This is a genomic window from Arcanobacterium ihumii, from assembly GCF_900604515.1.
Lineage (GTDB): Bacteria > Actinomycetota > Actinomycetes > Actinomycetales > Actinomycetaceae > Arcanobacterium_A > Arcanobacterium_A ihumii.
Genome location: NZ_UWOS01000001.1, coordinates 1,059,522 through 1,081,823 on the forward strand (window position 1 = coordinate 1,059,522; position 22,302 = coordinate 1,081,823).

At 55.1% G+C, this 22,302-nt stretch carries 24 protein-coding genes and 1 pseudogene; 3 read left to right on the forward strand and 22 right to left on the reverse strand.

Annotated features, from left to right (window positions below; translation table 11 throughout):
* Nucleotides 1-58: 58 nt before the first annotated feature.
* From EIH22_RS04705 to EIH22_RS04720, 4 genes are all read right to left on the reverse strand, one after another.
* Nucleotides 59-1,249 (reverse strand): metal ABC transporter solute-binding protein, Zn/Mn family, encoded by a 1,191-nt coding sequence (locus EIH22_RS04705; protein WP_124054610.1) that lies wholly within the window; start codon nucleotides 1,247-1,249, stop codon nucleotides 59-61.
* Nucleotides 1,250-1,587: 338 nt separating this feature from the next.
* Nucleotides 1,588-3,012 (reverse strand): MFS transporter, encoded by a 1,425-nt coding sequence (locus EIH22_RS04710; RefSeq protein ID WP_124054611.1) that lies wholly within the window; start codon nucleotides 3,010-3,012, stop codon nucleotides 1,588-1,590.
* A 39-nt stretch (nucleotides 3,013-3,051) separates the two neighbouring features.
* Nucleotides 3,052-4,011: a nucleoside hydrolase gene (locus tag EIH22_RS04715; RefSeq protein ID WP_124054612.1), complete on the reverse strand. Its 960-nt coding sequence runs from the start codon at nucleotides 4,009-4,011 to the stop codon at nucleotides 3,052-3,054.
* 45 nt (nucleotides 4,012-4,056) lie between these two features.
* Complete coding sequence (locus tag EIH22_RS04720; protein WP_124054613.1) at nucleotides 4,057-5,073, reverse strand: LacI family DNA-binding transcriptional regulator; 1,017 nt, start codon at nucleotides 5,071-5,073, stop codon at nucleotides 4,057-4,059.
* Nucleotides 5,074-5,339: 266 nt separating this feature from the next.
* On the opposite strand from EIH22_RS04720, the gene EIH22_RS04725 reads away from it, so the two are divergent.
* Nucleotides 5,340-5,957 (forward strand): hypothetical protein, encoded by a 618-nt coding sequence (locus EIH22_RS04725; RefSeq protein WP_124054614.1) that lies wholly within the window; start codon nucleotides 5,340-5,342, stop codon nucleotides 5,955-5,957.
* A gap of 271 nt (nucleotides 5,958-6,228) precedes the next feature.
* Here the strand turns inward: EIH22_RS04725 and EIH22_RS04730 are convergent, their stop codons facing one another.
* The 12 genes and pseudogenes from EIH22_RS04730 to EIH22_RS04780 form a co-directional block, all read right to left on the reverse strand.
* The gene (locus EIH22_RS04730; RefSeq protein ID WP_006680344.1) at nucleotides 6,229-7,782 is read right to left on the reverse strand and encodes a recombinase family protein; all 1,554 of its coding nucleotides are present in this window, start codon (nucleotides 7,780-7,782) and stop codon (nucleotides 6,229-6,231) included.
* A complete protein-coding gene (locus EIH22_RS04735; protein WP_040318399.1) occupies nucleotides 7,779-9,017 on the reverse strand; it encodes a recombinase family protein in 1,239 nt (412 codons plus the stop codon). Before EIH22_RS04735 ends, EIH22_RS04730 begins: the two co-directional genes overlap by 4 nt.
* Before the next feature lie 82 nt (nucleotides 9,018-9,099).
* Entirely contained in the window at nucleotides 9,100-9,288 is a 189-nt protein-coding gene (locus EIH22_RS04740) for a hypothetical protein (RefSeq protein WP_006680346.1), read from the reverse strand.
* Nucleotides 9,269-9,586: a hypothetical protein gene (locus EIH22_RS04745; protein WP_124054615.1), complete on the reverse strand. Its 318-nt coding sequence runs from the start codon at nucleotides 9,584-9,586 to the stop codon at nucleotides 9,269-9,271. The genes EIH22_RS04740 and EIH22_RS04745 overlap by 20 nt, the downstream gene beginning before the upstream one ends.
* A gap of 328 nt (nucleotides 9,587-9,914) precedes the next feature.
* Entirely contained in the window at nucleotides 9,915-10,103 is a 189-nt protein-coding gene (locus EIH22_RS09205) for a hypothetical protein (RefSeq protein ID WP_235001784.1), read from the reverse strand.
* Nucleotides 10,077-10,895: pseudogene (locus EIH22_RS04750) on the reverse strand (N-acetylmuramoyl-L-alanine amidase); the annotation flags it as partial. The pseudogene EIH22_RS04750 and the gene EIH22_RS09205, both read right to left, overlap by 27 nt.
* The gene (locus tag EIH22_RS04755) at nucleotides 10,895-11,350 is read right to left on the reverse strand and encodes a phage holin family protein (RefSeq protein ID WP_006680349.1); all 456 of its coding nucleotides are present in this window, start codon (nucleotides 11,348-11,350) and stop codon (nucleotides 10,895-10,897) included. The pseudogene EIH22_RS04750 and the gene EIH22_RS04755, both read right to left, overlap by 1 nt.
* A gap of 82 nt (nucleotides 11,351-11,432) precedes the next feature.
* Complete coding sequence (locus tag EIH22_RS04760; RefSeq protein ID WP_004007216.1) at nucleotides 11,433-11,651, reverse strand: hypothetical protein; 219 nt, start codon at nucleotides 11,649-11,651, stop codon at nucleotides 11,433-11,435.
* Nucleotides 11,648-12,070 (reverse strand): DUF1617 family protein, encoded by a 423-nt coding sequence (locus tag EIH22_RS04765; RefSeq protein WP_124054617.1) that lies wholly within the window; start codon nucleotides 12,068-12,070, stop codon nucleotides 11,648-11,650. Before EIH22_RS04765 ends, EIH22_RS04760 begins: the two co-directional genes overlap by 4 nt.
* 14 nt (nucleotides 12,071-12,084) lie before the next feature.
* Nucleotides 12,085-14,766: a phage tail spike protein gene (locus tag EIH22_RS04770; protein ID WP_124054618.1), complete on the reverse strand. Its 2,682-nt coding sequence runs from the start codon at nucleotides 14,764-14,766 to the stop codon at nucleotides 12,085-12,087.
* A 76-nt stretch (nucleotides 14,767-14,842) separates the two neighbouring features.
* Nucleotides 14,843-15,535 carry a hypothetical protein gene (locus tag EIH22_RS04775; protein WP_004007213.1) on the reverse strand — a complete coding sequence of 231 codons (693 nt, stop codon included), beginning with the start codon at nucleotides 15,533-15,535 and terminating at the stop codon, nucleotides 14,843-14,845.
* Between the two features lie 2 nt (nucleotides 15,536-15,537).
* Nucleotides 15,538-18,084, reverse strand: a complete 2,547-nt coding sequence (locus tag EIH22_RS04780) for a phage tail protein (RefSeq protein WP_124054619.1) — start codon at nucleotides 18,082-18,084, stop codon at nucleotides 15,538-15,540.
* Nucleotides 18,085-18,143: 59 nt separating this feature from the next.
* Between EIH22_RS04780 and EIH22_RS04785 the strand changes: the two genes are divergently transcribed.
* Nucleotides 18,144-18,611, forward strand: coding sequence for a hypothetical protein (locus tag EIH22_RS04785; RefSeq protein WP_124054620.1), 468 nt, complete (start codon nucleotides 18,144-18,146; stop codon nucleotides 18,609-18,611).
* A 199-nt stretch (nucleotides 18,612-18,810) separates the two neighbouring features.
* On the opposite strand, the gene EIH22_RS04790 is transcribed toward EIH22_RS04785, so the two are convergent.
* Together EIH22_RS04790 and EIH22_RS04795 are read right to left on the reverse strand one after the other, a co-directional pair.
* Nucleotides 18,811-19,227, reverse strand: coding sequence for a hypothetical protein (locus EIH22_RS04790; RefSeq protein ID WP_124054621.1), 417 nt, complete (start codon nucleotides 19,225-19,227; stop codon nucleotides 18,811-18,813).
* A 20-nt stretch (nucleotides 19,228-19,247) separates the two neighbouring features.
* Nucleotides 19,248-19,832 carry a major tail protein gene (locus tag EIH22_RS04795; protein WP_124054622.1) on the reverse strand — a complete coding sequence of 195 codons (585 nt, stop codon included), beginning with the start codon at nucleotides 19,830-19,832 and terminating at the stop codon, nucleotides 19,248-19,250.
* An 87-nt stretch (nucleotides 19,833-19,919) separates the two neighbouring features.
* On the opposite strand from EIH22_RS04795, the gene EIH22_RS04800 reads away from it, so the two are divergent.
* Nucleotides 19,920-20,855: a restriction endonuclease gene (locus tag EIH22_RS04800; RefSeq protein ID WP_124054623.1), complete on the forward strand. Its 936-nt coding sequence runs from the start codon at nucleotides 19,920-19,922 to the stop codon at nucleotides 20,853-20,855.
* Here the strand turns inward: EIH22_RS04800 and EIH22_RS04805 are convergent.
* Genes EIH22_RS04805 through EIH22_RS04820 form a run of 4 tightly spaced genes read right to left on the reverse strand, consistent with a single transcriptional unit; the run spans nucleotide 20,852 to nucleotide 22,284 of the window.
* Complete coding sequence (locus EIH22_RS04805) at nucleotides 20,852-21,196, reverse strand: hypothetical protein (RefSeq protein ID WP_073717570.1); 345 nt, start codon at nucleotides 21,194-21,196, stop codon at nucleotides 20,852-20,854. The genes EIH22_RS04800 and EIH22_RS04805 overlap by 4 nt on opposite strands.
* Complete coding sequence (locus EIH22_RS04810) at nucleotides 21,193-21,630, reverse strand: HK97-gp10 family putative phage morphogenesis protein (protein ID WP_073717569.1); 438 nt, start codon at nucleotides 21,628-21,630, stop codon at nucleotides 21,193-21,195. The genes EIH22_RS04805 and EIH22_RS04810 overlap by 4 nt, the downstream gene beginning before the upstream one ends.
* Nucleotides 21,630-21,962: a phage head completion protein gene (locus EIH22_RS04815; RefSeq protein WP_073717568.1), complete on the reverse strand. Its 333-nt coding sequence runs from the start codon at nucleotides 21,960-21,962 to the stop codon at nucleotides 21,630-21,632. The genes EIH22_RS04810 and EIH22_RS04815 overlap by 1 nt, the downstream gene beginning before the upstream one ends.
* Nucleotides 21,963-21,966: 4 nt before the next feature.
* On the reverse strand, nucleotides 21,967-22,284 hold the full coding sequence (locus tag EIH22_RS04820) for a head-tail connector protein (RefSeq protein WP_073717567.1): 318 nt from the start codon (nucleotides 22,282-22,284) through the stop codon (nucleotides 21,967-21,969).
* Between the last annotated feature and the right edge of the window lie 18 nt (nucleotides 22,285-22,302).

The window sequence follows — 22,302 nt, forward strand, 5'->3', positions numbered from 1 at the left end:
GTGTGTTTATCGTGCACCATGGTTTAGTTGGTGGCATTCATGGCGTGTTCTCGAAACACTATTTCAATGAGTCTGGAAGCGGAGCCACGGTTCCGTTCCAGGCGTTAACCAAAGTGGTGACATTGTGGATAATTGAACCTGTGTAAGTAGCACCGGCGGAGCCATCTGGACCTAAAGAGTCTCCATACAGTGCGTCATCTCCAATAATTGCTTTGACTCCCGCCGCCTTGGCTACGGCTTCAATTGACTTAGAATTGTTTGAGTTTTCAGCAAATACTGCTAAGGCACCCGAGTCTTTAACTTCTTTTGCGGCTTTGGCAATATGATCGGCGGTAGCATCCTGCTGGCTGTTGAAGTCAGACATTGCGGCACCGATGAATTTAACGCCGTAGGTCTTTGAGAAATATCCAAAGGCATCATGCGATGTGAAGAGAACTCGGTGAGCGTCTGGGACGGAATCAAGAGACTTCTTCGCCCAAGCATCAAGGTCTGAAATTTGCTTGCTGTACTTGGCAACGTGGTCAGTGAATAGCTTCTTATTATCGGGAGAAGCTGAAGAAAGGATTTCTCCGATGTTCTTTACCTGAATTGCAGCATTCTTTGGGCTCGTCCAAACGTGTGGGTCGTATTGGAACTCTGGCTCAGATTCGCCTTCCTCTGGCGGGAATGGCCATTTCGCTACGTCAACTTTAGCGGAGCCTCTATTAATCTTATATGGCAGTTTGCTTTCCTTGCTGGTGTCAGGACCGTTAGTGACCTCTGAGGCTGTCAAAATGCCAGAAGTTACTCCCATTGTTCCCTTGAAACCAGAAGACTTAACAGCGGAATCCAAAAAGTGTTCAAGGTCGACGCCGGAAACAAGCATAACGTCCGCCGCTGCCATAGCTTTTGCCTGAGCGGTTGTGAGCTCGTGTTCGTGAGCCGAGGCGTTTGGTGCAAGTAGACAGGTAAGGTCTAACTCTGAGGTGGCGCGAGAGTCAGGTGCTCCGGCTTTGGATTCCTTCCCTGAAGGGTCCATTTTGCGGAGAGCCAAAGTGGAGTCATCTGACTTGTCCGTTGCGATTTGGGTAACGTAATCACAAATTTGTGTAGTTGTTGCGACTACTTTTACAACGGATTTCTTTCCGCTATTTGTATCTTGTCCCTTGGTGGATTCGCTCGTCTGTGAACAGGCAGAAACTGAAGCCACTAAAGCTATTCCTGCCATCAGACTGATGCTTGACCGTAATGATGCCTTGATAACCATCATTCTTCCTCACGTATTTTAAAAAATTGAACAAGGATAATCTAAGGTCAAGTATCTACTAGATAAAGTGACCTTAGGTTAGCCAAACCTAATTTTTGCACCAGCGAGACTTATTATCAATAAAATCTTCGTCTAACCGAACAAATATAGTTCGTCTCACAAAACTCTATCAGAAAAGATAGGTCTATATATGTGTTCGTTACTGCATTTTCGGGTAGTCGATTTTCGAAATGTGGATCTGTGGCAAGGAGTAACAGGAACGGTGGCTGGTTTAGGTTTCGAAACCTAAACCAGCCACCGTTATACCGTAGACTGCAGGATTTATATCACAAACTGCGAGATTACTTTTCTACTTCTGCTGCTTGATCGGCAGATGGCTTTGGTAGCAACATCGAAACGAGGAGTGTTGCGATCATGATTCCAACACCAATCCAGATTGCATTTTGGTAACCGGCGATTGACTCCGATCCTTTTGGCGAACCGGCGGTAATGGTTTTGCCAAGTAACGCAAAGGAAAGCGACGCTCCGATGCCAAATGATGCACCATTCAAACCAGGCAGCAAGCCTGGTGCTTCCTTTGGTGAAAGAACTACGCCAAGTCCGTTAAGCATCACGTTTGTTGTGCCCGCATAGGTTACGCCCAAGAGGAAAATAAGGATACCGAATACCCATGGGTTTGATAGACCGAATAGAGCCAAGAAAATCAAAATTACCACGTTAGCTGCAATCGAAGCACGAAGAAGGAATCGATAGCCGTAGGTACCTGCAAGTCGTCCTGCAAAAGGACCAGCAATCCATCCAACCAGTGCGTATGGTGACATGAAGAGGAGTGAAGCAGTAGAAGCTTCCATTCCCCAACCAGCGTCGGGGTTCTGTGTAAACGATGGGACAACTAGGTTAACGATTGCCATAATCGAGGTCAGGGTGAGGATTGTGGTGAGTGGCATGAACCAAATTGCGCGATTTGTTAGGTGTGCTCGTGGGATGAGAGGCGTCTTGGTTGACTTCTCCCACAGAATGAACGCAATCATTGCAACTACTGCGGTACCAATCCAAATCCACATATCGGTGCTCTTGTTTGTAATTAAGAAGAAGGGGTTTGAACCTACTGCCCAAGACACTGTGACGAAGAAAATTGAAAGGAAAACAACGCCAACCCAATCCATCTTTTCGCCTTGCGACGGGTGTGACTCTGGAACCCAGCGGATAATCATATAGAGCGCAACTAATGTAATTGCAAGGGTGAAAGCCAGAATTGAACGGAAGCCCCAGTTGTCGGCCATCCAGCCTCCTAGGATTACGTCAATACCTGCAACTCCGCCGTTAATTGCGATAATAAGCCCGAGTTTTGAACCGTATTCCTTTTCGTCCGCGGTGCTTTCACGAAGAATAAGTAAAGCGATTGAGAAAACAGGGCCACAAGCACCCTGAATAGCGCGTCCTACATATAACCATGCCACATTTGGAGCGAGCATTGAAATGACTGTTCCTACAATCAAAATTCCCATTGTGATAATCAAGATCTTTCGCCGGCCTTGCATATCAGAAAGACGTGGCATAAAGATTTGGAAGATTGCTTTTGAGAGGAAGAAAAGGGAAGTGGTAAAAGCGATCTGGGCGGTGGTTGCTGAAAGCGCACTTTCCATTTGTTTAACTGCTGGGTTCAGCATCGTTGCGTTGAGCTGAAAAGCAACTACTGCAAAAATTAGGCCGACGAGAATAATATTGCGAGTTTTATGGCTGGGATCAGCCGTGGTGGTAGACATCGGTGTCTTTCCTTTCTTAATTGGTGTAATCCTCGCCGCTTACGGCAGGGTTGTAATCATGTCGATAATTCGCTCGGGAGAGTCAGCTGGGACTTTGAGAACAACTGCGCAGTGAGCACCGTCTTGGTCTGGGTAGTCAACATACATTCCGCGTAGATCGCAGATAGTTTGCCCACGGCCAGGTCCGTTTGAGTCATCTACGACCACGTTCACCACTGGTGCCAGTTCGGGAACTATATCTCCGGCACCGATTGCTGCAGCGAGTGGATCGTGGGTAGCTGAACGACGTTCACCAAAAATTTCTAGATGAAAATTGAAGTAGAAGTCGAGCACGTCTGCGATTCCCTTAGCGCTCTTTGAACCAGAGGAGTAGAGGCGTTCGCGATGTGAATCGTAGAAGTTATTAACCATTGTTGCGTCCAAGCCAACCATCGTTATTGGCCACGGAGCATTAAAGACGATGGCGGAGGCTTCGGCGTCTTTACCTATGTTCGCTTCGGTCACGGGGGAAATATTCCCAGGGTGCATGGTGGCGCCACCCATGATCGTGACGTGCTTAATCTTCGATGGTAGTTCTGGGTCAATATCGAGGGCTTGTGCAATATTTGTTAGTGGACCAACTGTAATAATTTCGAGTTCACCAGCGTATTCATTGGCAAGATCAACGAGTAATTCGGCTGCTGAACGTGGATCTAACTGGGCTTTTGCTTGAGGGAGTTCAATAGCTCCTGTGCCGAGCTCTCCGTGGATCCAGGTAGTGCCACCGTGGAATTCTCCATGCGATGGATGCTCGGCTCCCATCGCTACTGGAATATTTGGTTGCCCCATAATTTCAATCCAGTTCAGTGCATTTTGAGCAGCTTGTGATGATGAGGTGTTTCCAAAAATTGAGCCGATACCAACGAGCTTCACGGCTGGTGTTGCACAAAGATAGGCGAGTGCGACGGCGTCGTCTACTCCCGGATCGGTGTCAAAATAGACAAGTTTTGGTGAAGTCATAGGTAGTCCTTTCTAATTATGACGTCAGGTGGCGGAGCTAATTATTTAGAGTTGAGTGGTGGAGCCACCAATGCGAAGTGTGCCAGTGAGTTCAATCGGTTCTGCACCGGTTGAATCTAGACCGTTTTCAATAAGGTTGATCAATAAAGTTACAGCTTGTTTAGCCATGTCTTGAATTGGGAGAGCTAAAGTAGTCAAACTTGGTTGTACGAGTGCAGTAGAGGCGATTCCGTCGTATCCAGCTACTAGAACATCATTCGGGATTTCATAACCAAGATTGCGGAGCTCATTCATGGCTCCAATCGCCATGTGATCGTTTGCTGCAAATACTCCAGCCGGTGCTCCGCGGTGGGTATCTACGTAGCGTCGTGCTGCTTTTGCTCCTGATTCCATACTGAAGTCGCCCTCAATGGTTTCTGCTGAAAGAACGGTATCTGGGCATTTATTGTTAGCTTCGGTAACGGCATCATTGAAACCATTAAGACGTACTGAAGATACCCCTAGGTGGTTCGGGCCTGTAATGTGGAGAAGTGTACGTGCACCTGCGGAAATGAGGTGTTGAGTTACTATTCGCGCCCCTTCGCGGTGGTTTATTGCGATATCGTGAGTGCTTGCGGATTCGGGTGCACGATCAAAGAAGACGACGGGGAAAGTTTCGGGTAATTTCCAATTCGGGGTTTCGTTGGTGCGGGCACCGAACATAAGTAGCCCGTCAACAGCTTTTGTGGTTGCCAACTGCTCAGATTCTTGGAACGTATCTTCACCACCGGTAATAACCATACGGTAGCCGTGAGCTTTACTTTCTATAACTGTTTTCTCGATGAGTTCCAAGAAGAATGGGTTATGGAAATTTGGAAGAACTAGGCCTAGTACTTCGCTGGATTGTTTGCGAAGAGCACGGGCTTTGGCATTAGGAACGTAATTGAGTTCGGCAACTGCTTTCCTTACTCGGTTTTGAGTTCTTTGAGTGACGTTATCGGTGCCACTCAATACACGCGAAGCGGTAGCTATGGATACCCCTGCGCGGGTTGCTACATCTTGGAGAGTAGGAAGTTGAGTCATGGTCGGCGCCTTTGCCCTAATGTAATCGTTTACATGTGAAATCGTTTACATTGAGGATATGACTAAGAAAGCTCGGTGTCAAAAGTTTACTTGAAACATAAGATGCCTCGATTTGAAGATTCAGATCCAATACAGATGAATTAACTCCTTAAAAGCTGGTCAGTTAATGCCAGGACCAACATGCAGAAAAATCTGAAATCGTTGTGTAGGATAAGGCAACTTATAAATATAAATCCTTGCAAAGCGTGATAGAAAGTGAGTTAAGGATGTCTTGGTGGGAAATAATTGGATGGGCTGGTTCCGTGCTCGTCGTCATGAGTTTGATGGTGCCCAGTGTGCGGCGCTTCCGCATTCTTAATCTCACCGGCTCGCTGATTGCAACGATCTATAATGCATTCTTTGAGATTTGGCCATACGCGGCGATGAATGGGGCGATTGTGCTCATCAACATTTACTGGTTGTGGCGATTGAGCCAACAAGGTGAAAATGAAGAACGCGGATATTCCGTGGTGGCGGTGAATGACGATGATTCAATCGTGCAGCGTTTTCTCTCACGCAACGGTGCCACTATATCTGCTGCTTACCCGCACTTCGCCAAAGATACACTAACTGGAGCGCAATCCTTTTTGATTATGCATGAAGAAGAAGTAATTGGATTGTTTTCTATTCGATTAGGGCAGAACCAAACGGCAGAGGTTGTGATGGACTTTGTAACAGAGCGTTTTCGTGATTTTACTCCAGGAAATTTCGTTTACACCAACAACAAGCTTTTTGCGGATTTGGGCGTATGTATGCTCGTACTTCCGGCTAATACTGCGTCCGACGTGGCTTACTTCCGAAAACAAGGGTTTGTTGGCGACGACGTTCTCACGAAGAGTTTCTAGTGAAACACGAGGTTAATCGCGCGAGGTAGGTTCCTGTACTGCCGTGTTTAAATAGGGGACGGTACCTATAACATATCGTAACAAACAGATCCCAACGATATATCAGTCAATCTGGTGCCTCGGTTATCAAATCCGAGGCCGTAGTGGAGACTTAGACGTTCATTTTGATACAAGACTGGCTTGGGGGCAGATTCATTCGGTAGGGGGTGTTTTCCAAAGACGGGGGTAGGAATTGCTGGTTTTTATTGCTGTGAGCGAGTTAGCTGGCCGATTATTCGTCTTTGAAGATGACGCTGATGGCTCCATTAGCGTTGATAATGGCGTGGTCGACGAGGGTGTTCCATGCTTGGTCGCTGTATGCGAGTGGTGGCAGGGTGGCGAGGTAGAAGTGGACTTTGATGGCTTGTGCTCGGCGGTGGCGCAGATCGTCGATCTTGTCGGTGATGTGCTGGTGCTCGGTCTCGAGTTGGCGGTGTCGGGTTTCGAGCTGGTGGTAGCGGCGGTCGTAGTCGTCGGGGTCGTGGGCTGTGGCTGCTGCGGTGGTGATGAGTTGGTTCATCAGCGTGATCGTTTCTTCGATCCGCTCCCCTAGCGTGGCCTGCTGAGTTTCCAACTCGCGGGTGTCGTAGACGGTTTCGTCGAGCAGGCACATGGTGTCATCGAGAACGTCAGTGTTGGTGACGCGCTCAGCCAGGGCGGCGACGAAGGCGTTTTTGATCTGCTCCTCGGTGACGTGGGGTGTCGCGCAACGATGAATTTTCTTGTATTTGTTGTTGCAGCGCCAGATATAGCGGCGGTATTTGCTGGTGGAGTGCCACACTTTCCTCCCGAACGAGCCACTACACTCGCTGCAGGTGATCTTGTTGGCAAAGGGGTGGGTATTAGAGGTGCCTTTGCCTGCGCGGCGGGCGAGTTCTGTTTGGACCACGTCCCAGGTGGCTGGGGTGATGATGGGTTCGTGGTTGCCGGTGACGTAGTACTGGGGTACTTCGCCTTCGTTGACTTTCATGGTTTTGGTCAGGAAGTCGGTAGTGAAGCTCTTTTGGAGCAGCGCGTCGCCTTTGTATTTCTCGTTGGTCAGGATCGATCGCACAGTCGAGGGCGACCAGATTTGTTTGCCACGCGGTGTAGGAATCTGATCAGCGGTGAGTTCTTTGGCGATGGTTTGAGGGGTTGCGCCTTCTAGGAAGCGGGCGTAAATGCGCCGCACGATCGGGGCTTGGGTTTCGTCGATGGCGAGGTTTCCCTCCTCGCCTTTCTTGTAGCCCAACAGTGAAGCGTAGGGAACCATGATTTTCCCGTCGGCGAAGCGTTTACGGTGGCCCCAGGTGACGTTCTCGGAAATTGAGCGGGATTCTTCTTGCGCCAGACTCGACATGATCGTGATGAGTAATTCGCCTTTGGCGTCAAAGGTGTAAATATTTTCCTTCTGAAAATAGACCTCGACGCCTGCATCCTTGAGCTTGCGCACGGTAGTGAGCGAGTCGACGGTGTTGCGAGCAAACCGGGACACACTCTTGGTGAGGATCAGGTCGATTTTGCCTGCCAGAGCGTCATCGATCATGGTTTGGAATCCTTCACGGCGTTTCATAGAAGTGCCAGAGATGCCCTCATCGGAATACATGCCCGCGAACTGCCAATCATTACGGGAGCGAATGTAGGTGGTGTAGTAGTCGATTTGGGCCTCATACGAGGAGGTTTGTTCTTCCATCTCGGTAGAGACGCGAGCGTAGGCGGCGACCCTTCTGCGCGCTGGTACCCCAGACGGGGTTGTGACATTCCCAAATTTCTTTGTTGCGGGTATCGCTGTGACGGTGCGACTCATGCCAACCTCCCCTCACTGGTTAACCCCACTGGTGTCATGGTTCCATCCGCGAGGTGGAAGGTGAGCTGATGCTCGAAGGCCTCGATCATCACGATCTGCTCGCCAACCTGGACGGGGTCGAAACCCTGGGTGCCGAGCATGTATGCGCAGGCGTGTTCGAGGAGGCTTTCGCGTAGATTATGTCCGCCGCAGGGGTTGCCGTTCCCGGTGCAGGCACTCCAGCAGCGCCAGAACTTGTATGAGGTTCCAGACTTGTAGGTGCGGGTTTTGCGTTGATAGCTCTTCCCACACGCACCACAACAGATTCGTCCAGTGAATACGCCCGTGTTCTTTGACGGGGTAGCCGCCGGGCCCACCTCACGCCTGTGCGCGATTTCTGCTTGCACCGCGTCAAACATCGCCTCATCAATGATTGGTGGGAGGGCTTGCTCGACCCAGTATCGCGGCAGCTCCCCGTCGTTGAGGGCACGTGTGGGTGCTTGGATTGTGGGGCGGTACATTTTCTGCAGCATTTGGCAGCCCTTGTACCGCTCATTTTCGAGCATGCGACGAAACACGGACCCGTAGAACCGTCGCCCTCCCCGAGAGCGTTTACCTCCAGCATTGAGCATCGTCGCGGTTTTCTCCGGGCTGATCCCATCGAGATAATTAGCAAACAGTAAGCGCACAATCTTGGCTTCTTCGTCAATGATGGTGAACTCGCCGTTTGCCCAGCTATAGCCGTAGACGACGAAAGAATTTGTGCCACCATTCTTGTACCGGTTGCGGATCGCCCATTTGACGTTCTGGGATAGTGAACGGGATTCTTCTTGAGCAAACGACGCCAACAAGGTCAGTAGGAGTTCCCCGTCAGCGCTGAGGGTGTCGATCTGTTCACGCTCGAAACGCACCGCCACACCAAGATCTTTGAGCTCACGGACCGTAGCGAGCAGGTCGACAGTGTTGCGGGCAAGGCGAGAGATCGACTTCGTCAAAATAACGTCAATGCCGCCTGCCTTAGCGGTGTCCATGAGGTGTTTGAATCCATCGCGATGCTTGGTGGAGGTGCCGGTAATACCTTCGTCGATAAATACCCCGACATAGTCCCACCCAGGGGTGGATTGAATCAGATGGGAGTAGTACGATACCTGGGCGGCGATCGACGACAATTGCCGTTCGTGCTCAGTGGACACCCGCGCGTAGGCCGCTACCCTCAACCGCTGCGGCCGTGCTGGTCTCGCCGGGATCACCCTCATCTCACCCACGTATCTCAATCTCCTTACACTGCTCGTTTCCCCTAATAAATAAGGGGTTCAGCTGGTTGTATCCATCTACGCTCTAAACCCGCGTTTTATCCAGTCGAACCCGCAAAATCAGCCCACCAACAACAGCAGGAAACTCCCCCGCCACACGAGTCAACACCACGCGGGCTTCACTGTCCGTCAGTGCACCAGTGTCAGTGAGCCGATCAATGAACCCCACAACCCTGGCTAGATCAACCTCGGCATCAAACACGCCCTTGGTCATCGACTGCCACCCTTGGTGCCGAACCGGTGGCGGATGTAGCAGGCATGGCAGCAGTACTTACGCCCCGCATTCCCATACGCTTGAAAAGGCATGTCACAGTTTGCGCACGTGAACTCATAGAAGGCTTTGCGGGTGCCTGCTTCTGGGTGGGTATGCCAGAACGCCCGCCGATGCTCGCTACAGCAAAATGATGGTTTCTTCCCATCCGCGCGTTGCGACAGTTTGATTCCGCACCAGCGGCACCACCGCCCATCAGGGTCAGCTTTCGCTGTTGGTTCGATACCTGTGCGGGTGACATAGGCGCGGATCTGATCGCGGCTGACCGCAAGACGTGCAGCGATCGCCTTATACCCAAGCCCGCCCAAGCGCATGCGCCTGGCTGCTTGTTTTTCTCTCTCATCTAACGCCATCACTGGCCTCCTCTCCGTAGAAGGCCACGAATGCGTGCCGAGTTAACCCTTCGCCGGAGGTCGCGTGTGGGCCTTCTGCCCATACGCCCTCGGGCACCTGCGAATCCGGACGGGTAAGAAAACCTCAAGAGTGATGAAAAGCCCCGCCACCACCGGCTCCCCGAGAATCTGGGAAGTCACAGTGGTGACGGGGCTAAGTTCGTTGACCTCTAGCTGTTAGTAGCCGAGCTTGGCGTTGACTCGCGCCTGGACAGCGCTGTAGAGATTTCCGAGGCGGCGCTTACGATCTTCACCGTTGCCGTACTCGCCACGGATCACGGTGTCGGCAAGAGCATCAATGTTGGGACCCGCAGGCTTGGCGGCAGGTGCACGGCCCGCGAGCTTCTCATTTACGCGAGCTTGCACGGCGGCGTAGTTGGCTCCGAGGCGGAGCTTGCGCTCCTCCCCATTGCCGTAATCACCGCGAATCACTGCATCAGCCAATGCGTCGATGTTGGGCCCTGCTGGCTTCGGGGCGGATGCGTTGCCGGAAAGCTTCTCGTTCACTCGCTGTTGGACAGCCGCGTAGTTGGCTCCGAGGCGGAGCTTACGCTCCTCCCCGTTCCCGTACTCGCCGCGAATCACCGCGTCGGCGAGGGTGTCGATGTTCGGCGTTGCAGGAGCAGGTGCTGGTGCTGGTGCTGGGGTGTTGCCGGTCATTTGGTCATACCAAGACTGGGCGCGAGCCATGTAGGCGGTGTGCTGGGAGCCAGCCAATGAGGCTGGGCAGGCGGTTGGGATGAAGTCTTTGTGCCCGAACACGTTCTTGCCCCACGCCGGGCGGTCAAGGCCGTAGAACTTGCAAACGGCCGCGACGAGGTGTGCACCGTTATCCAGGCAGGCTTCGGATACCGCCCACGGGTTCGAGGACACGTCGGCGTGTTCGATGCCGATACTGGTGGTGTTGGCGGCAAAGTTGCCTGCATGCCAAGCGGTGTCGCGGTCCCATACGAGCTGGCCGATTGTGCCATCGGTTTGGACTTGGTAGTGGGCGGATGCAGGACGGGACTGCCACACGTCGTAGCAGCCCCTGATGGTGAGGTTTCCGGCGTTGTGGTGGATGATGACCTTATCGATCCGCCTGCCGTTGCGGCCGGGTGTGTAGTGTGTGTTCATGATGAGGTCGATGTCGGCCTCAAGCGTGTTCCAATTCTTCATCAGTGAATCTCCTTTTCAGTGGTTGGTGGTTCGGTGAGTGAGGGTCTGGTTTCGGCGCGATTGGCGATCGCATCGAGCGCCCCGCGCATCTGCGCCGGGACAGGCAGACCCAATCGGGTGGCGTTCTCTACGAGGGAGATGCCTTCGTTGGATAGGTAGAAGAAGATGACCGCCGCGCGTAGGACTCCGGGTGCTCCGAGGATGTGGACGTCGATCAAATGGGCGAGGCCGACGAGGGTGAAGATGAGGATCTTTCGGCTGATACCCCTGAAACCAACTGCGCTGGAGAGGCGGCGCTCGTTGATGGCGGCCAGCACCCCGGTGATGTAGTCGGCGATAGCGAAGACGATCAGCGCATAGACGAGGCCGTCGAGGCCTCCAAGATAAGCGGCGAGCCAGGCACCAATACCAGCGATCCCGGTTTGGATGGCGTGCCAGATGGCGTGAAGAGACATGGGAATGATTCCTTTCGTGGGCATAAAAAATTGCCCACACCCATCTGGGGTGAAGGCATCTAAAAATTGGTGTAGTACTGGGCTACATGGTCGGGTCGGTGAGGACCTCGAGAATTGGCAGGCTCAAGTCGAAGGACGCCGCCTTGGGCGCTGGGAGTTCTTGGGCTTCGATGGTCTCTGCTGGTGGTGAGGGCGTGGCATCTGACTCAACTGGGACGATCGGAAGCTGAACCTCATCACCGGAAGAGGATTCATGAGCGGAGGGTTGGGTCAGCTCTGTTTTCTCGTTTTCAATGCTCATTGGTTGTCCTTGGTGATGGCGTCGTAAAGGACGTCGTAGGCTTCAGCCGCTTCGCCAGAAAGCTCACCCTCATAGCCATCAAGAAGCTGGCGGATGTCTGCTTCGTGGCCGTCGTAGGTTGGGCCGGAGACTTCCGCAACCGAGGCCAGCAACTCGGTACGTGCGTCAAGGAATTCACTGGCCTTGTCAGGGTCAGCGAGGACGAACGTGCCATCGTCCGCAAAGACGGGGCGGCCGTTCTCGCCGAGGGTCGCGTAGTGAGTGACGAGGTCGTATTCGTCTTCCCCGAACCGTGCAATCGCTTCCTTCACTAGCGTGAGGAGTTTCGAGCGCGCCCTGGATTGAGTGGCTTTGAGCGGCATATTGGTGAGTAGGTCTGCGATGGGTTGCAAATACTGGTTGGCGAGCATGATCTTCATCAGTGTTTCCTTTTCTATGCGAGGTTGGTGGACATGGCCGATAAGCCAGTGTTGGAGAAGTACCGCCACGTGATGTTCGACCCGGTTCCGGAGATGGATGTGATCCAGCCTTGATTGAGCAGGCTGAGGATCGCGTTCATTCGCGACATCAAATCCTTAGTGCGATCAAAGAGACGGGTCATGTTGTAATACGAGCCGTTAGTGACCACCATCAGGTCATAGGTGTGGAAGACGATTTTCGACAGCCCGCTTTGTCCCACCCAGCCCGAATAGGTTCCCTTGCCCGTCAGCGTGCAGTCCTGCAAGGTCACATATCGTGAGCCGGTCGTGTAGAACTTGTAGCCACCTGTTCGCAGATCGGAGCCGAGGTGGATACCTGCCTGCCCGTAAAACAGGCCTTTCGGGTCAAGGGTGAGACAGGTGTAGTAGGTGCCGCCGTCTGCCTTCTGGTAGGTCCAGGCCACGTAGTCGCCTTTGTAAGCAAGCTGGTTCACGATGCCTTGCACATTCGGCTTGTCCTTATGAGCCCGTCGCGCGAACTCACCGATATACCTAGTGCCGTACCAAAACTGCATACCAGCGCTCGTAATCTTGCCCTCCAGGGTGGTCCCGTCATACCAAGCGATCTGCGTGGGCGTGATGCGGATAGATTGCGTCCAACCTGCCAGGCCTACTTGGATGGCGTTGGTCGCGAGCTTGTCGGCCGTAATCGACCGCGCCCCAATCCGAGCCGCCGACAACGTCCCGGTGGTGATCTTCCCAGCATCCAGCGCAGCTATCTTCGCCGACGTGACCGCCGCGTCCTTGATCATCGCATTCGTAATAAACCCGTTGGCGATCGTCAACTTGTCGGATGTGATCGATCCGGCGGCAATCCGCCCAGCAGCTAAATACCCGGAGGTGATCTTCGAGGCCGAGAGCGACCCGATTTTCGCGTCGGTGATCGCGGCGTCTGCGATGTGTGCGGTGCCGATGGCGGCGTCTGCGATGTGTGCTTGGCTGATCGCTTTCGACCCGATCATCGCAGCCCCAACTGGTGTTTGTTCCCATTGGTGGTTGGTGAGGATGTATTGGCGGGCAATCACGCCGTCTACACGCACTTGCCATAGCGCGCCCTCCGGTCGGCCAGCCGCGTCTGCCACGCTCGGGTCAACAACGGCAACCGTGAGCCGCCCATCCGAAGTCATCGCAACGTCGTGGGCATCTTGCGCCAACTGGGTAGCACCAGCGGCAGCGGTCTTGGCCTGGTCGATCTCCACCTGCGCCGAAGCCATCTGAGTGGCGACAGCATCGGCGGCGGTTTGTGCGTCGTGTGCGGCGGCGAGGGCTTGAGCTCCTTGCTCGCGGGCGGCGTCGAGTTCCGCGCTGATCTGGGCATGGTTCAGGTCAGTAGCGAGTGCCACCCAGCCCGGTTGCCCGGTGTCGGTGAGCCGGTAGATCCAGATTTCGGTTGTTTCGCCGTTGCTCTTGAACCATGTGTCACCCAGCCTGGCATTGGCGGGCTGGGTGGTGCCGTAGTGGTTGGTGTTCTTCCCATCCGCACTAGCCAACGCGAACCCTGCCGTATCCGATGCAGCCACCGCCGTATCGGTGGCGGTTTTGACTTGCCGGGTGACGGACGTGAACTTCCGAGCAGTAGAACCCAGTTCGACCGAGATGTACTGGCCTGTGAGCGGGTTGTATTCGTATGCCACTACCCGTGCCGTAAGCGCGACACCAAGATCAGCGTGGCGGACGGTCACGGTGTCACCGAGTTCGACGGTTTCCAGGCGTGCGAGATCAGCGTATTCACGGGTTTGTGAAAGGTCAGTGAAGCGGATCTTGTACGAAGCGGACGGCTCATCCACATGCTTGGCGCTGAATTCTGCTGCTGCCAGATGGCGCAACTGCGCGTGTGCTTGGTCGAGCGGAAGCCCGCCTTCACGCGGGTTGTCTTTATCCGTGATGGCTTTGACTTGTCCGTAGCGGATGACGCGGATACGAGGCACCACATAATCGCTGAGCTTAGGCGAATCCACATAGAGTTCAGGAAGTAAGAGGCCGTCGTAGCCGACCGGCAAAATCCGCGTCACCACCGTCGAAAAATCAATGGATGATTCGAAGCCAGTGAGGTTCTTGCGGTCACGGATGACCACCCCGTGGTTGGCTCCGCGCATGGACGCGTGATGGATATGGAAATTATCGCGGGCCAGTTCGCCGCCCCAACGCGAAGCGAACGAATTATCCTCACCCGCATCCATGAGCGCGACGGCGATGGGCATGCGCACCATTCGCGCCGATGATCGCGTCACCGTATCCGAACTGGTGGCAGTAAACCCGTGCTTAGTGTTTGCCGCCCCAAGGATCTGCGTGAGTGCACCTTTCGCGGTTTTGTTGACCACGTAGGTGTCGGCGATGAGGTTCGCCGCCAGATCATAGAACACGTGAAACGCGGTGACTTCGAGAAAGCCGTCGAGCGTAGTGACAACCTCATTGATGCGGAAACCCTGACGTTGCTCCAGCCTTGGCACGGGTGCGGCCACAATGTTTTCCACTACGAGGTACGCGGCTGAAGGGTCGTCTGCCGGGTAGGTGAAGGTCAGGGAGAATTCGCCACCTAGTTCTTCGACCACGATCGGGCTGATGATCTCCCGATCCAAGACTCCTAGCCCGGTGGTGGTAAATGTCGTGGCGGTGCGGTCGTGAACCGTAATCATGAGGGTGCCTTCCAGACAAGACAATGACCACCCCATACAAAGGGGCGGCCATCAAAGTGAGATGAGTGAGAGCGGTTTAGGGGTTGCGCCAATTCGGCACAATGGCCACTTGTGAGATACCCGCACCGAGCGTGATCCGATTGACCCCAGGTTTGAAGGTTGGGAATGCTTCACTGAGCGCATCCGTCTGCACACGACCAGATACGTGTGCGACGAGACGCGCGCTGTCGAGCGTGATAGAGCCTGCTGGCGAATTCACGTGATAGACACGCGCATTGATCGTCAAAGACAACGCCCCGGTACCAGTAACCGTGATGATCGGATCCGCATCGAGTAGGCCGGGGTTAGTGATCGTCCCCGACTCCGACATCGTTACCGGCTTCAAGCCCTCAGACAAATAGCTGAAGGGCTGGCAGGTCAGGCGCGCGGTGAAGAACCCCCACCCCGACAACTCACGCCGTAGTTCGCTCACTTCGCAGTGTTTGACCTTGCGGTAAACACCAGGCTCGGCAGTCAACGCGATCGTCGAAGCGCCCGTCAGCTCGTGAGCGGCTTTTCGATACTGGTGGAGCCCGTCACGGATAGGAACGGCGAGCTCAAGCTCGATCTCGGTATCCTCCCAGCCCGTGAAGCGCGTGAGGGTACCTGCTCTTCCTTCGACCTCAATATCATCCACCGCACGGACAGCAGCGGGAATCGCCACCGGCGCGACGAGTCGCAGCCCAAGCGATACGGAAGTCACTGTGTTGTTCAGAGTGAAGCCAAACATGATCAGTAGCCTCCTGCCATCACGGTCTGCCGCCGATCAAGGCGCGCGAGTTGTTTGTCGAGAGCAGGTGCGAGTTTGCCAACCAGCGTCCCATCCGAGAGCGTCACGCTAATGTCCAGCGAGGACAGGATGTGCTTTGCTGTGGCATCGACGATGCTCGCGACATCCACACGCTCACTATCAGCACCGCCACTAGTATCGCGATTGATAGCTATGGGTTGTGGGGTGAGATCAACGGCCGGTACCTGCAGATCCGCCACCGTCTCGATCGGCACATGAAGCCCGTCTTCAAGCTCGGCGAAGGCGTCTATCGTGTCCCTAGCTAAACCAGTAGCGGCGGTGACGGCTTTGTTGCCGTCGGTGCGGATGGATCCTGCGAGGCCTTCGACGAGCATCCGTCCTGCCCACGCCATCTTGCGAGATGGTGAGTGGATGCCGAAGAAGCCGGTGATGGAGTCCCAAATCCCGCTTGCCCAGTTCGAGACCCGATTCCACAACCAGCCCGCCAAGCCTTGGATGCCATTCCACAGGCCGTAGACGAGGTTCTGGCCCGCCTCCACCATCTGCCACACGCCCTGACCAACAGCAGACAGAATCCCAGAAATAATCGATGGGATTGCGGCGACGATCGTGGAGATGATCTGCGGAAGGTTTCGCACCAACGCGGTCAAGAGTTGGATGCCTGCTTGGATGAGTTGCGGAATTGCGCCGACCACGCCGCCCACGATCGCGGTAATAATCTGGGGCAAAGCCGCCACAATCGCTGTGATGATCTGAGGCAGCGCGCCAATCAATGCGGTGAGCAGCTGGATTCCTGCTTCGATGATTTGCGGGATCGCCCCGACGAGGAAGGTCACTATACCGGTGATGATTTGTGGGAGGGCTTCGATGATGACGGGGATGGCTGCTATGAGGCCTTCGGTAAGTCCGGTGATGAGCTGCAACGCCGCATCAAGAAGCAATGGCAGGCTATCGACCAGCCCCTGCACCAAAGCCATGAGCATCTCCACCGCCGCAGGAACCAGTTCCGGTAGCGCTTCGCCAATCCCAGAGACGAGGGTGGCGATGATCTGAATCGCCGCCTCCAACAAAGACGGCAACGCTTCGATGATTGCCTCGACCAGCGCGATAATCAGCGTCACCGCTGTCTCGGCCACTTGTGGGAGGACTTCGATGATGCCCTCTAACAGGGCGGTGAGGATGGACATGCCGGTCTCGACCACCATCGGTAGCTGCTCGGCAATAAATGCGAGAGCTTCCTGTAAGACGGTGCCGAGGGTGTCGATGAGGGCGGGTGTTCCGCCTTCTTCGAACGCTGCCGTGAGTTCGTCGATCCACCCGTTGACCATCGGCAACACCGAACCCGCCAACGCCTCCGACAGACCACCAGCCAACAACCCCTTGAGATTTTCAACCCCATCCTGCATCGTCGCCAACTGGCCCGAAAAGGTTTGGGATTGGGCATCCATGGCCCCGTAGAAACGCCCGCCTTCAGCAGTAGCACTGGCGAATGCGTCAGCGACCATGTCAGCCGAAATAGCACCCTTGGCCATATCCTCCTTGAGCTCACCAATGCTTTTGCCGGTCTTGCGGGAGATCTCTTCGAGCGGGTTGAAGCCGGCGTTGATCATCTGCAGCAAGTCCTGACCAGTCAACTTGCCAGTCGAAGACATCTGGGCGAAGGCGAGCGTTAGCGACTCCATCTTCACCGCATCACCTTGGGAGATGTCGCCGATTTCGTTCAGGTGCTTTTTCGCATCCTCAAGGCTCATTCCGAAGCTCAGGAGGGTTTGCATGTTGCCCGCGAGGTCCTCCATACCAAACGGAGTCTTCGCCGCCTGGGCCTTCAAATCATTCACAAGCTTCTGAGCTTTGGCTTGATCGCCAAGCATCGTCGTAAACGACGTGGAGTATTGCTCCATACGCGCGTTGTATTCCACGCCTTCTTTGAGGGCTCCGGCCATGCCGCGACCAATCGAGGCGATCGCATGCCCGATACCCTTGACCCCGGCGATGATGGCTTCGGAGGCAAGATTGGCTTTCAACACGTCGCCGAAAATGCGGGTCTTGGAGCTAGTGGTGTCCATCTCGTCACCGAGATCATCCACCGCGTCCTCAAGACGTCCTGCGTCCTTCGCCGCGCCCTTGGCATCGTCGCCCGCACCGTCTGCCTCGTCCCCGAAATCGGACAGGGCGTCGTTATTCGATTTGAGTTCGCTCTCGAGACGGTTGAGCTCAGCGCCTGCGTTGTTGAGCTGGATCTGCCAATTCTTCGTCCGCGAATCGTTCTCACCAAAGCTCGTGGCGGAGTTTTCGAGTGCGGCGCGCAGGGTCTCAATCTTGGCTTTCTGGGCCTCGATTTCTTTGCCCAGCACTTGGTTACGGGCGGTGAGTGCTTCGGCGGACTTGTCGTTCTTATCGAACGAGGACGCCACAAGCTTCATCTCACTGCCGAGCACACGCATCTCACGGTTAATATCCGTAATCGCACGCTTAAACTCACGCTCACCCTCAAGCCCAATCTTCAAACCAAAACTGGAGTCAGCCATCTGCTTTCTCTCCTAATAACTGCTAGTTTCACGGGCGGTCGAGGTTGGTAAAATGAGATATGGAAAATAAAAATTCAGTAACTACAAATCTCGAATTGGCGACTTTGTTCGTGTTCCTTCCTGCGCATCCTGATCTAGCTGTGGAGTATGAGTCAGAGGACGGGCAAGAAGACCGGTGCTGGAAATCCCAGCGAGAACACATGATTTCGTGGTTCTTCTCTCGGATGTGCCGTGGTGGAATTCCTGGCTACGAAGTCAAGACACCCTGGCTCGATGCAAAGACGACCTACAATAAACTCGGCAACCCGGCAGCTCTTATTTGGCTTGCTGCTGCTCTCGAAATTGACTCCCAGATCATTCGTCGAGCAATGAGCGAGAGTCTGTCATCTAAGAATCGCGGGGAAAGCCCGCGCACAAGATGCCGCATTATTCGAAAGATCATTCCGTGGGAAACAATCGACGGGCGGGCTCGGGAGCTTATCCACCTGCATAAGATCGACATTCATCCTGGGATTTGTCGAGATTAGCTTTCCTAAATCCCTGGCGGGATGACGTCGTCGATGAACCATTGACGCAACGGCTCGGCGCGCCCGGTTTCGAGTCGCCAGCAGTCCACGAGGTCGAGGAGTTCTCCGAAGACGGTCAGACCCACCTCCACGCGTGATAGGTGAAGGTGGGCCATTCCGATATACGTCAGCCGCGTGAACACAGCCTGATCGTTGTCGACTATCCGTCCGCCGCTGATGCTTTTGGGGCTGGCTCGGTAAGGATGTCTCGGCGTGTGCCGCGCTGGAGAGCTTCGGCGATCGCGCCACGATAGTCCGCCAGATCAGCAGGCACGGTAAGGAGTTCGACCTCGTCCTCGCTCAGTTCTGGGCGCTTGTCGTCTGGGTGGCGGTGGTTGTGGATTTGGACTGATTGGTTGGCCAGCAGCGTGATCAGCCAAATCACCTCACCGAGTGTCTTGCCCAAATCATCAGACGTTTCGAGGGCGTTGCCCAGGTGTTCGAGTCCGCCATAGCGCTCGGCGATCAGGCGGGTGGCTTTCGTGGTGAGCACGAGCTCGTAGTCCTCCCCGCCAATGGTGACAGTGGCGGAGCGTCCTGGTTCCACAACAGATTCAGTTTTCTTCTTGCTGGTCATCGCTTGGTACTCCTTGCTCGTTAGCTGGTGGCGGGTTCGTAGACTTGCGCATACCAGTTCGTGATCGTCTCAGGCTTGACCCCGGTGCCGCCCTCTAGCACTTCGGCCTTCCACGGATGACGCCCCTTACTATCGGGTTTGTTACGGCGCAAAATCGTGCCCTCAATGCTCGGGGTGGAGAACGTGATCGAGTCGGCTTTGGTGGCCAGCGTTTCTGTTGGGAGGGCAAACTTGACCCGGTAGAGCCAAAAATACTGATACTTCCCCGTGGAGCGTGCTGCGCGGAAACCAATCGCCACCGGGCTGCCGCCGTCTTCTGAGGCGGAGATGAGGACGCCGTTCGCGTCCACGGTCGCCCCAGTGAGGGCTGCGGCTGCTTCACCACCCAGATCATCGATGCCGAGGGTGAGGGTTCCGGATTTGAATTCCTTGACGATCTCACTCGGCCCGTCATCGGCATACAGGATCGCTTCAGCAACCTCAACACTCAGTTCTGCGGAGATCGCTTTCGCGAGGGGTTTGGGTTTGGCGTAGGTCTCCTCACCCGTATCGGGGTTTTCGGTGATGGTGGCGTAGTAGAGCTTGTCCAAACCAATCGTGGCCATGAGTGTGTTCCTTTCTTATGGGTGAAACCCTGACCGGTAGGATCAGGAGCAAGTGGTTTTGTGTAGATACGAATGACGAGGATGTCCATGGCTAGCGATAACACGCCGACGATCGATCAGTTCCGGCCGGTTGTGTTACGGGTTCTCGCTGACGGCCAGGAACGGGCAGTGCGCGATGTGTGCGAACTGGTGGCCGCCCGCATGGAGCTGCCAGCAGATGTACGCGCGGAGAGGATCGCTTCCGGTCAGCACCGGTACGTCAACCGAATCAACTGGGCGTGTTCTGGACTTACCCAAGCTGGTCTGTTGGAGCGTCCGAAGCGCGGCCACTACCGCATTACAGACAACGGGCGCACCGTCGATGCTCGGTCTTTGGCGGAGTATTCCGAGAAGGACATGCTCGAGTGGCCTGTGTGGCAGGCCTACCAGGAAGAAATCGCCGCCCGCAAGCGCGAGGTTCCGGATACCTTGGAGTCAACTGCCAAGGAGGAGGCGAACCCGGTCGAGGTGATGGCTGCTGCCGAGCGAACCTTCAACGCGCAGACCGAGACCGCGCTGCGCAAACGCCTGCAGGAAGCCTCGCCCGAGTTCTTTGAGAAGGCCGTGATCGACGTGTTGTGGGCGATGGGCTACGGCGGCACCCACGGTGAGAAACAGCATGTCGGGCGCTCCGGTGACGGAGGTATCGACGGTGTGATCCGCCAGGACGCTCTCGGGCTGACGAACATCTACATTCAGGCCAAGCGTTACGCCGACACGAACAAAGTCGGTGATCCAGAGATTCGCAACTTCATCGGATCCCTGGATTCACGCGGTGCGAACCTGGGCGTGTTCATCACGACATCCAGCTTCCAGCCCGCTGCCGAGCGCACCGCAGCTGGATATCGCCACGGCAGGATCATCCTCATCGACGGCATCAAACTCACCAGCCTGATGCTCGCTTACGGGGTTGCCGTCCATAAGGCCCGCGAGTTCACCCTCTACGAGATCGACGACGACTTCTTCGACGACGAAACCGCCTAACCCCACGAGTTCGCTGCCGCCACATCGAGCGCGTAATGGTGAAATCCGGTATCAGCTTCAAAGCCGACATAGGTACGACCAGTAATCGTTAATCCGGCGTCGAGCAGTGCGCGAGTAATGCGGTTACGCAGGTCGAGATAGTTTCCTTTGGTGAAGAGTGCGAGGCGGACTTCCTCAACCTCGATACTGGGTTGATTGTCTGCGAACACGTCGAACATGTCTGTCAGCGGGGTTGCCACGAGATACGTCTGCGGCGCTGGCGTGGCCGTATACAGGCCGACTTCGAACGGCAGCCCGAGCTTGTCAGCGATGTTCGTTAGTTGTTCCAATAATGCGGTCATGGCCCCACCTGCTCAATCCGCGCGATCAGCGCCGTTTTCATGGCGTCGATCGCACCACGCCGTGTTTGCGAACGTGTAGGCGCCAGGAACGGACGTGCGGACTGGTTGGATCGGCCGTGTTCGAGGACGCTGGCGATCAACGCATTCGCTCTGCCGTCACGGCGATTTTCAGCGAAGCCGACTTTAATGTTGTGATCGCCTCGGCTGTTTACTTTCACCGAGCTTGTACCAAGCGCTGCGAGTAGTTGCCCGGTTGAACGCGAGGGCTGCTTGGTGGCCCGTCCGATCGCACCGGTGAGGTTGGCTCGCATACGCGGTTCAACCACCGCAGCCCCAGCTTGCAGAACCTCATCAGCAGATGTTTCGAGCACACGGCTGGCAGCGTCGAGGGAATCAATGAACGCGTTCGGCAGGCGAATCTGCACTCTAGCCATCAGTTGCTCCCTTCGGGCGTGGTCTGGTGGGCGAGAATCTCCACGTAACGGCCGATCACTTCGACTGCGTCGATCACATACCTGCCATCCGGTCCGCTGATCTGCATATCCGTAGTTACGGATAGTCCGGGGACGGTGCGGATGCGGAAGAGGACGTCAGCTTTCGTATATGCGGCTCGATTCACCCACGCAGCCGATGCATGCCGAACCTCGATCTGCGCCCGCACCGTTGCTCGCACTTCATCGCGTGTGGTAGTGAACCCCGCCTTATCACGCACAACCATTGGCTGGATGAGGTCGATGGTGGTGCGCATGGATCCAAGAGAAGCCATTGGTCTACACCTTCCAATCCCGATCCAGACGCAGCAGGTTGTTGACCGCGTTCCATACCGCCCGCGCCGCATCGGGTTTATCGGCCCAGAATCCTGCCGTGGAACCATCACGAGACTCGTAGAAATGCGAGGCGAGCATGACAATTCCTTGCCGCGTTGCCCCAGACATGTCGCGTGTCTCGTAGTGGTTTTCGGGCAGGTGCTGGAAAGCGCAGGCGTAGGAGATGGCCGCATTGATCAGCGCAGCAATCAGTCTGTCGTCGTCATCGAAGGTGATGAGTAGATTCGCCTTCACTTGATCGATGAGTTCGTTCGTGCCCATGTGCGGCCACCCCCTATC

Bases quoted from the DNA above. Each gene is read 5' to 3' on its own strand.
- EIH22_RS04705 (WP_124054610.1), bottom strand. From the start codon at position 1,249: ATGATGGTTATCAAGGCATCATTACGGTCAAGCATCAGTCTGATGGCA.
- EIH22_RS04710 (WP_124054611.1), bottom strand. From the start codon at position 3,012: ATGTCTACCACCACGGCTGATCCCAGCCATAAAACTCGCAATATTATT.
- EIH22_RS04715 (WP_124054612.1), bottom strand. From the start codon at position 4,011: ATGACTTCACCAAAACTTGTCTATTTTGACACCGATCCGGGAGTAGAC.
- EIH22_RS04720 (WP_124054613.1), bottom strand. From the start codon at position 5,073: ATGACTCAACTTCCTACTCTCCAAGATGTAGCAACCCGCGCAGGGGTA.
- EIH22_RS04725 (WP_124054614.1), top strand. From the start codon at position 5,340: ATGTCTTGGTGGGAAATAATTGGATGGGCTGGTTCCGTGCTCGTCGTC.
- EIH22_RS04730 (WP_006680344.1), bottom strand. From the start codon at position 7,782: ATGAGTCGCACCGTCACAGCGATACCCGCAACAAAGAAATTTGGGAAT.
- EIH22_RS04735 (WP_040318399.1), bottom strand. From the start codon at position 9,017: ATGAGGGTGATCCCGGCGAGACCAGCACGGCCGCAGCGGTTGAGGGTA.
- EIH22_RS04740 (WP_006680346.1), bottom strand. From the start codon at position 9,288: ATGACCAAGGGCGTGTTTGATGCCGAGGTTGATCTAGCCAGGGTTGTG.
- EIH22_RS04745 (WP_124054615.1), bottom strand. From the start codon at position 9,586: ATGTCACCCGCACAGGTATCGAACCAACAGCGAAAGCTGACCCTGATG.
- EIH22_RS04755 (WP_006680349.1), bottom strand. From the start codon at position 11,350: ATGTCTCTTCACGCCATCTGGCACGCCATCCAAACCGGGATCGCTGGT.
- EIH22_RS04760 (WP_004007216.1), bottom strand. From the start codon at position 11,651: ATGAGCATTGAAAACGAGAAAACAGAGCTGACCCAACCCTCCGCTCAT.
- EIH22_RS04765 (WP_124054617.1), bottom strand. From the start codon at position 12,070: ATGAAGATCATGCTCGCCAACCAGTATTTGCAACCCATCGCAGACCTA.
- EIH22_RS04770 (WP_124054618.1), bottom strand. From the start codon at position 14,766: ATGATTACGGTTCACGACCGCACCGCCACGACATTTACCACCACCGGG.
- EIH22_RS04775 (WP_004007213.1), bottom strand. From the start codon at position 15,535: ATGTTTGGCTTCACTCTGAACAACACAGTGACTTCCGTATCGCTTGGG.
- EIH22_RS04780 (WP_124054619.1), bottom strand. From the start codon at position 18,084: ATGGCTGACTCCAGTTTTGGTTTGAAGATTGGGCTTGAGGGTGAGCGT.
- EIH22_RS04785 (WP_124054620.1), top strand. From the start codon at position 18,144: ATGGAAAATAAAAATTCAGTAACTACAAATCTCGAATTGGCGACTTTG.
- EIH22_RS04790 (WP_124054621.1), bottom strand. From the start codon at position 19,227: ATGACCAGCAAGAAGAAAACTGAATCTGTTGTGGAACCAGGACGCTCC.
- EIH22_RS04795 (WP_124054622.1), bottom strand. From the start codon at position 19,832: ATGGCCACGATTGGTTTGGACAAGCTCTACTACGCCACCATCACCGAA.
- EIH22_RS04800 (WP_124054623.1), top strand. From the start codon at position 19,920: ATGGCTAGCGATAACACGCCGACGATCGATCAGTTCCGGCCGGTTGTG.
- EIH22_RS04805 (WP_073717570.1), bottom strand. From the start codon at position 21,196: ATGACCGCATTATTGGAACAACTAACGAACATCGCTGACAAGCTCGGG.
- EIH22_RS04810 (WP_073717569.1), bottom strand. From the start codon at position 21,630: ATGGCTAGAGTGCAGATTCGCCTGCCGAACGCGTTCATTGATTCCCTC.
- EIH22_RS04815 (WP_073717568.1), bottom strand. From the start codon at position 21,962: ATGGCTTCTCTTGGATCCATGCGCACCACCATCGACCTCATCCAGCCA.
- EIH22_RS04820 (WP_073717567.1), bottom strand. From the start codon at position 22,284: ATGGGCACGAACGAACTCATCGATCAAGTGAAGGCGAATCTACTCATC.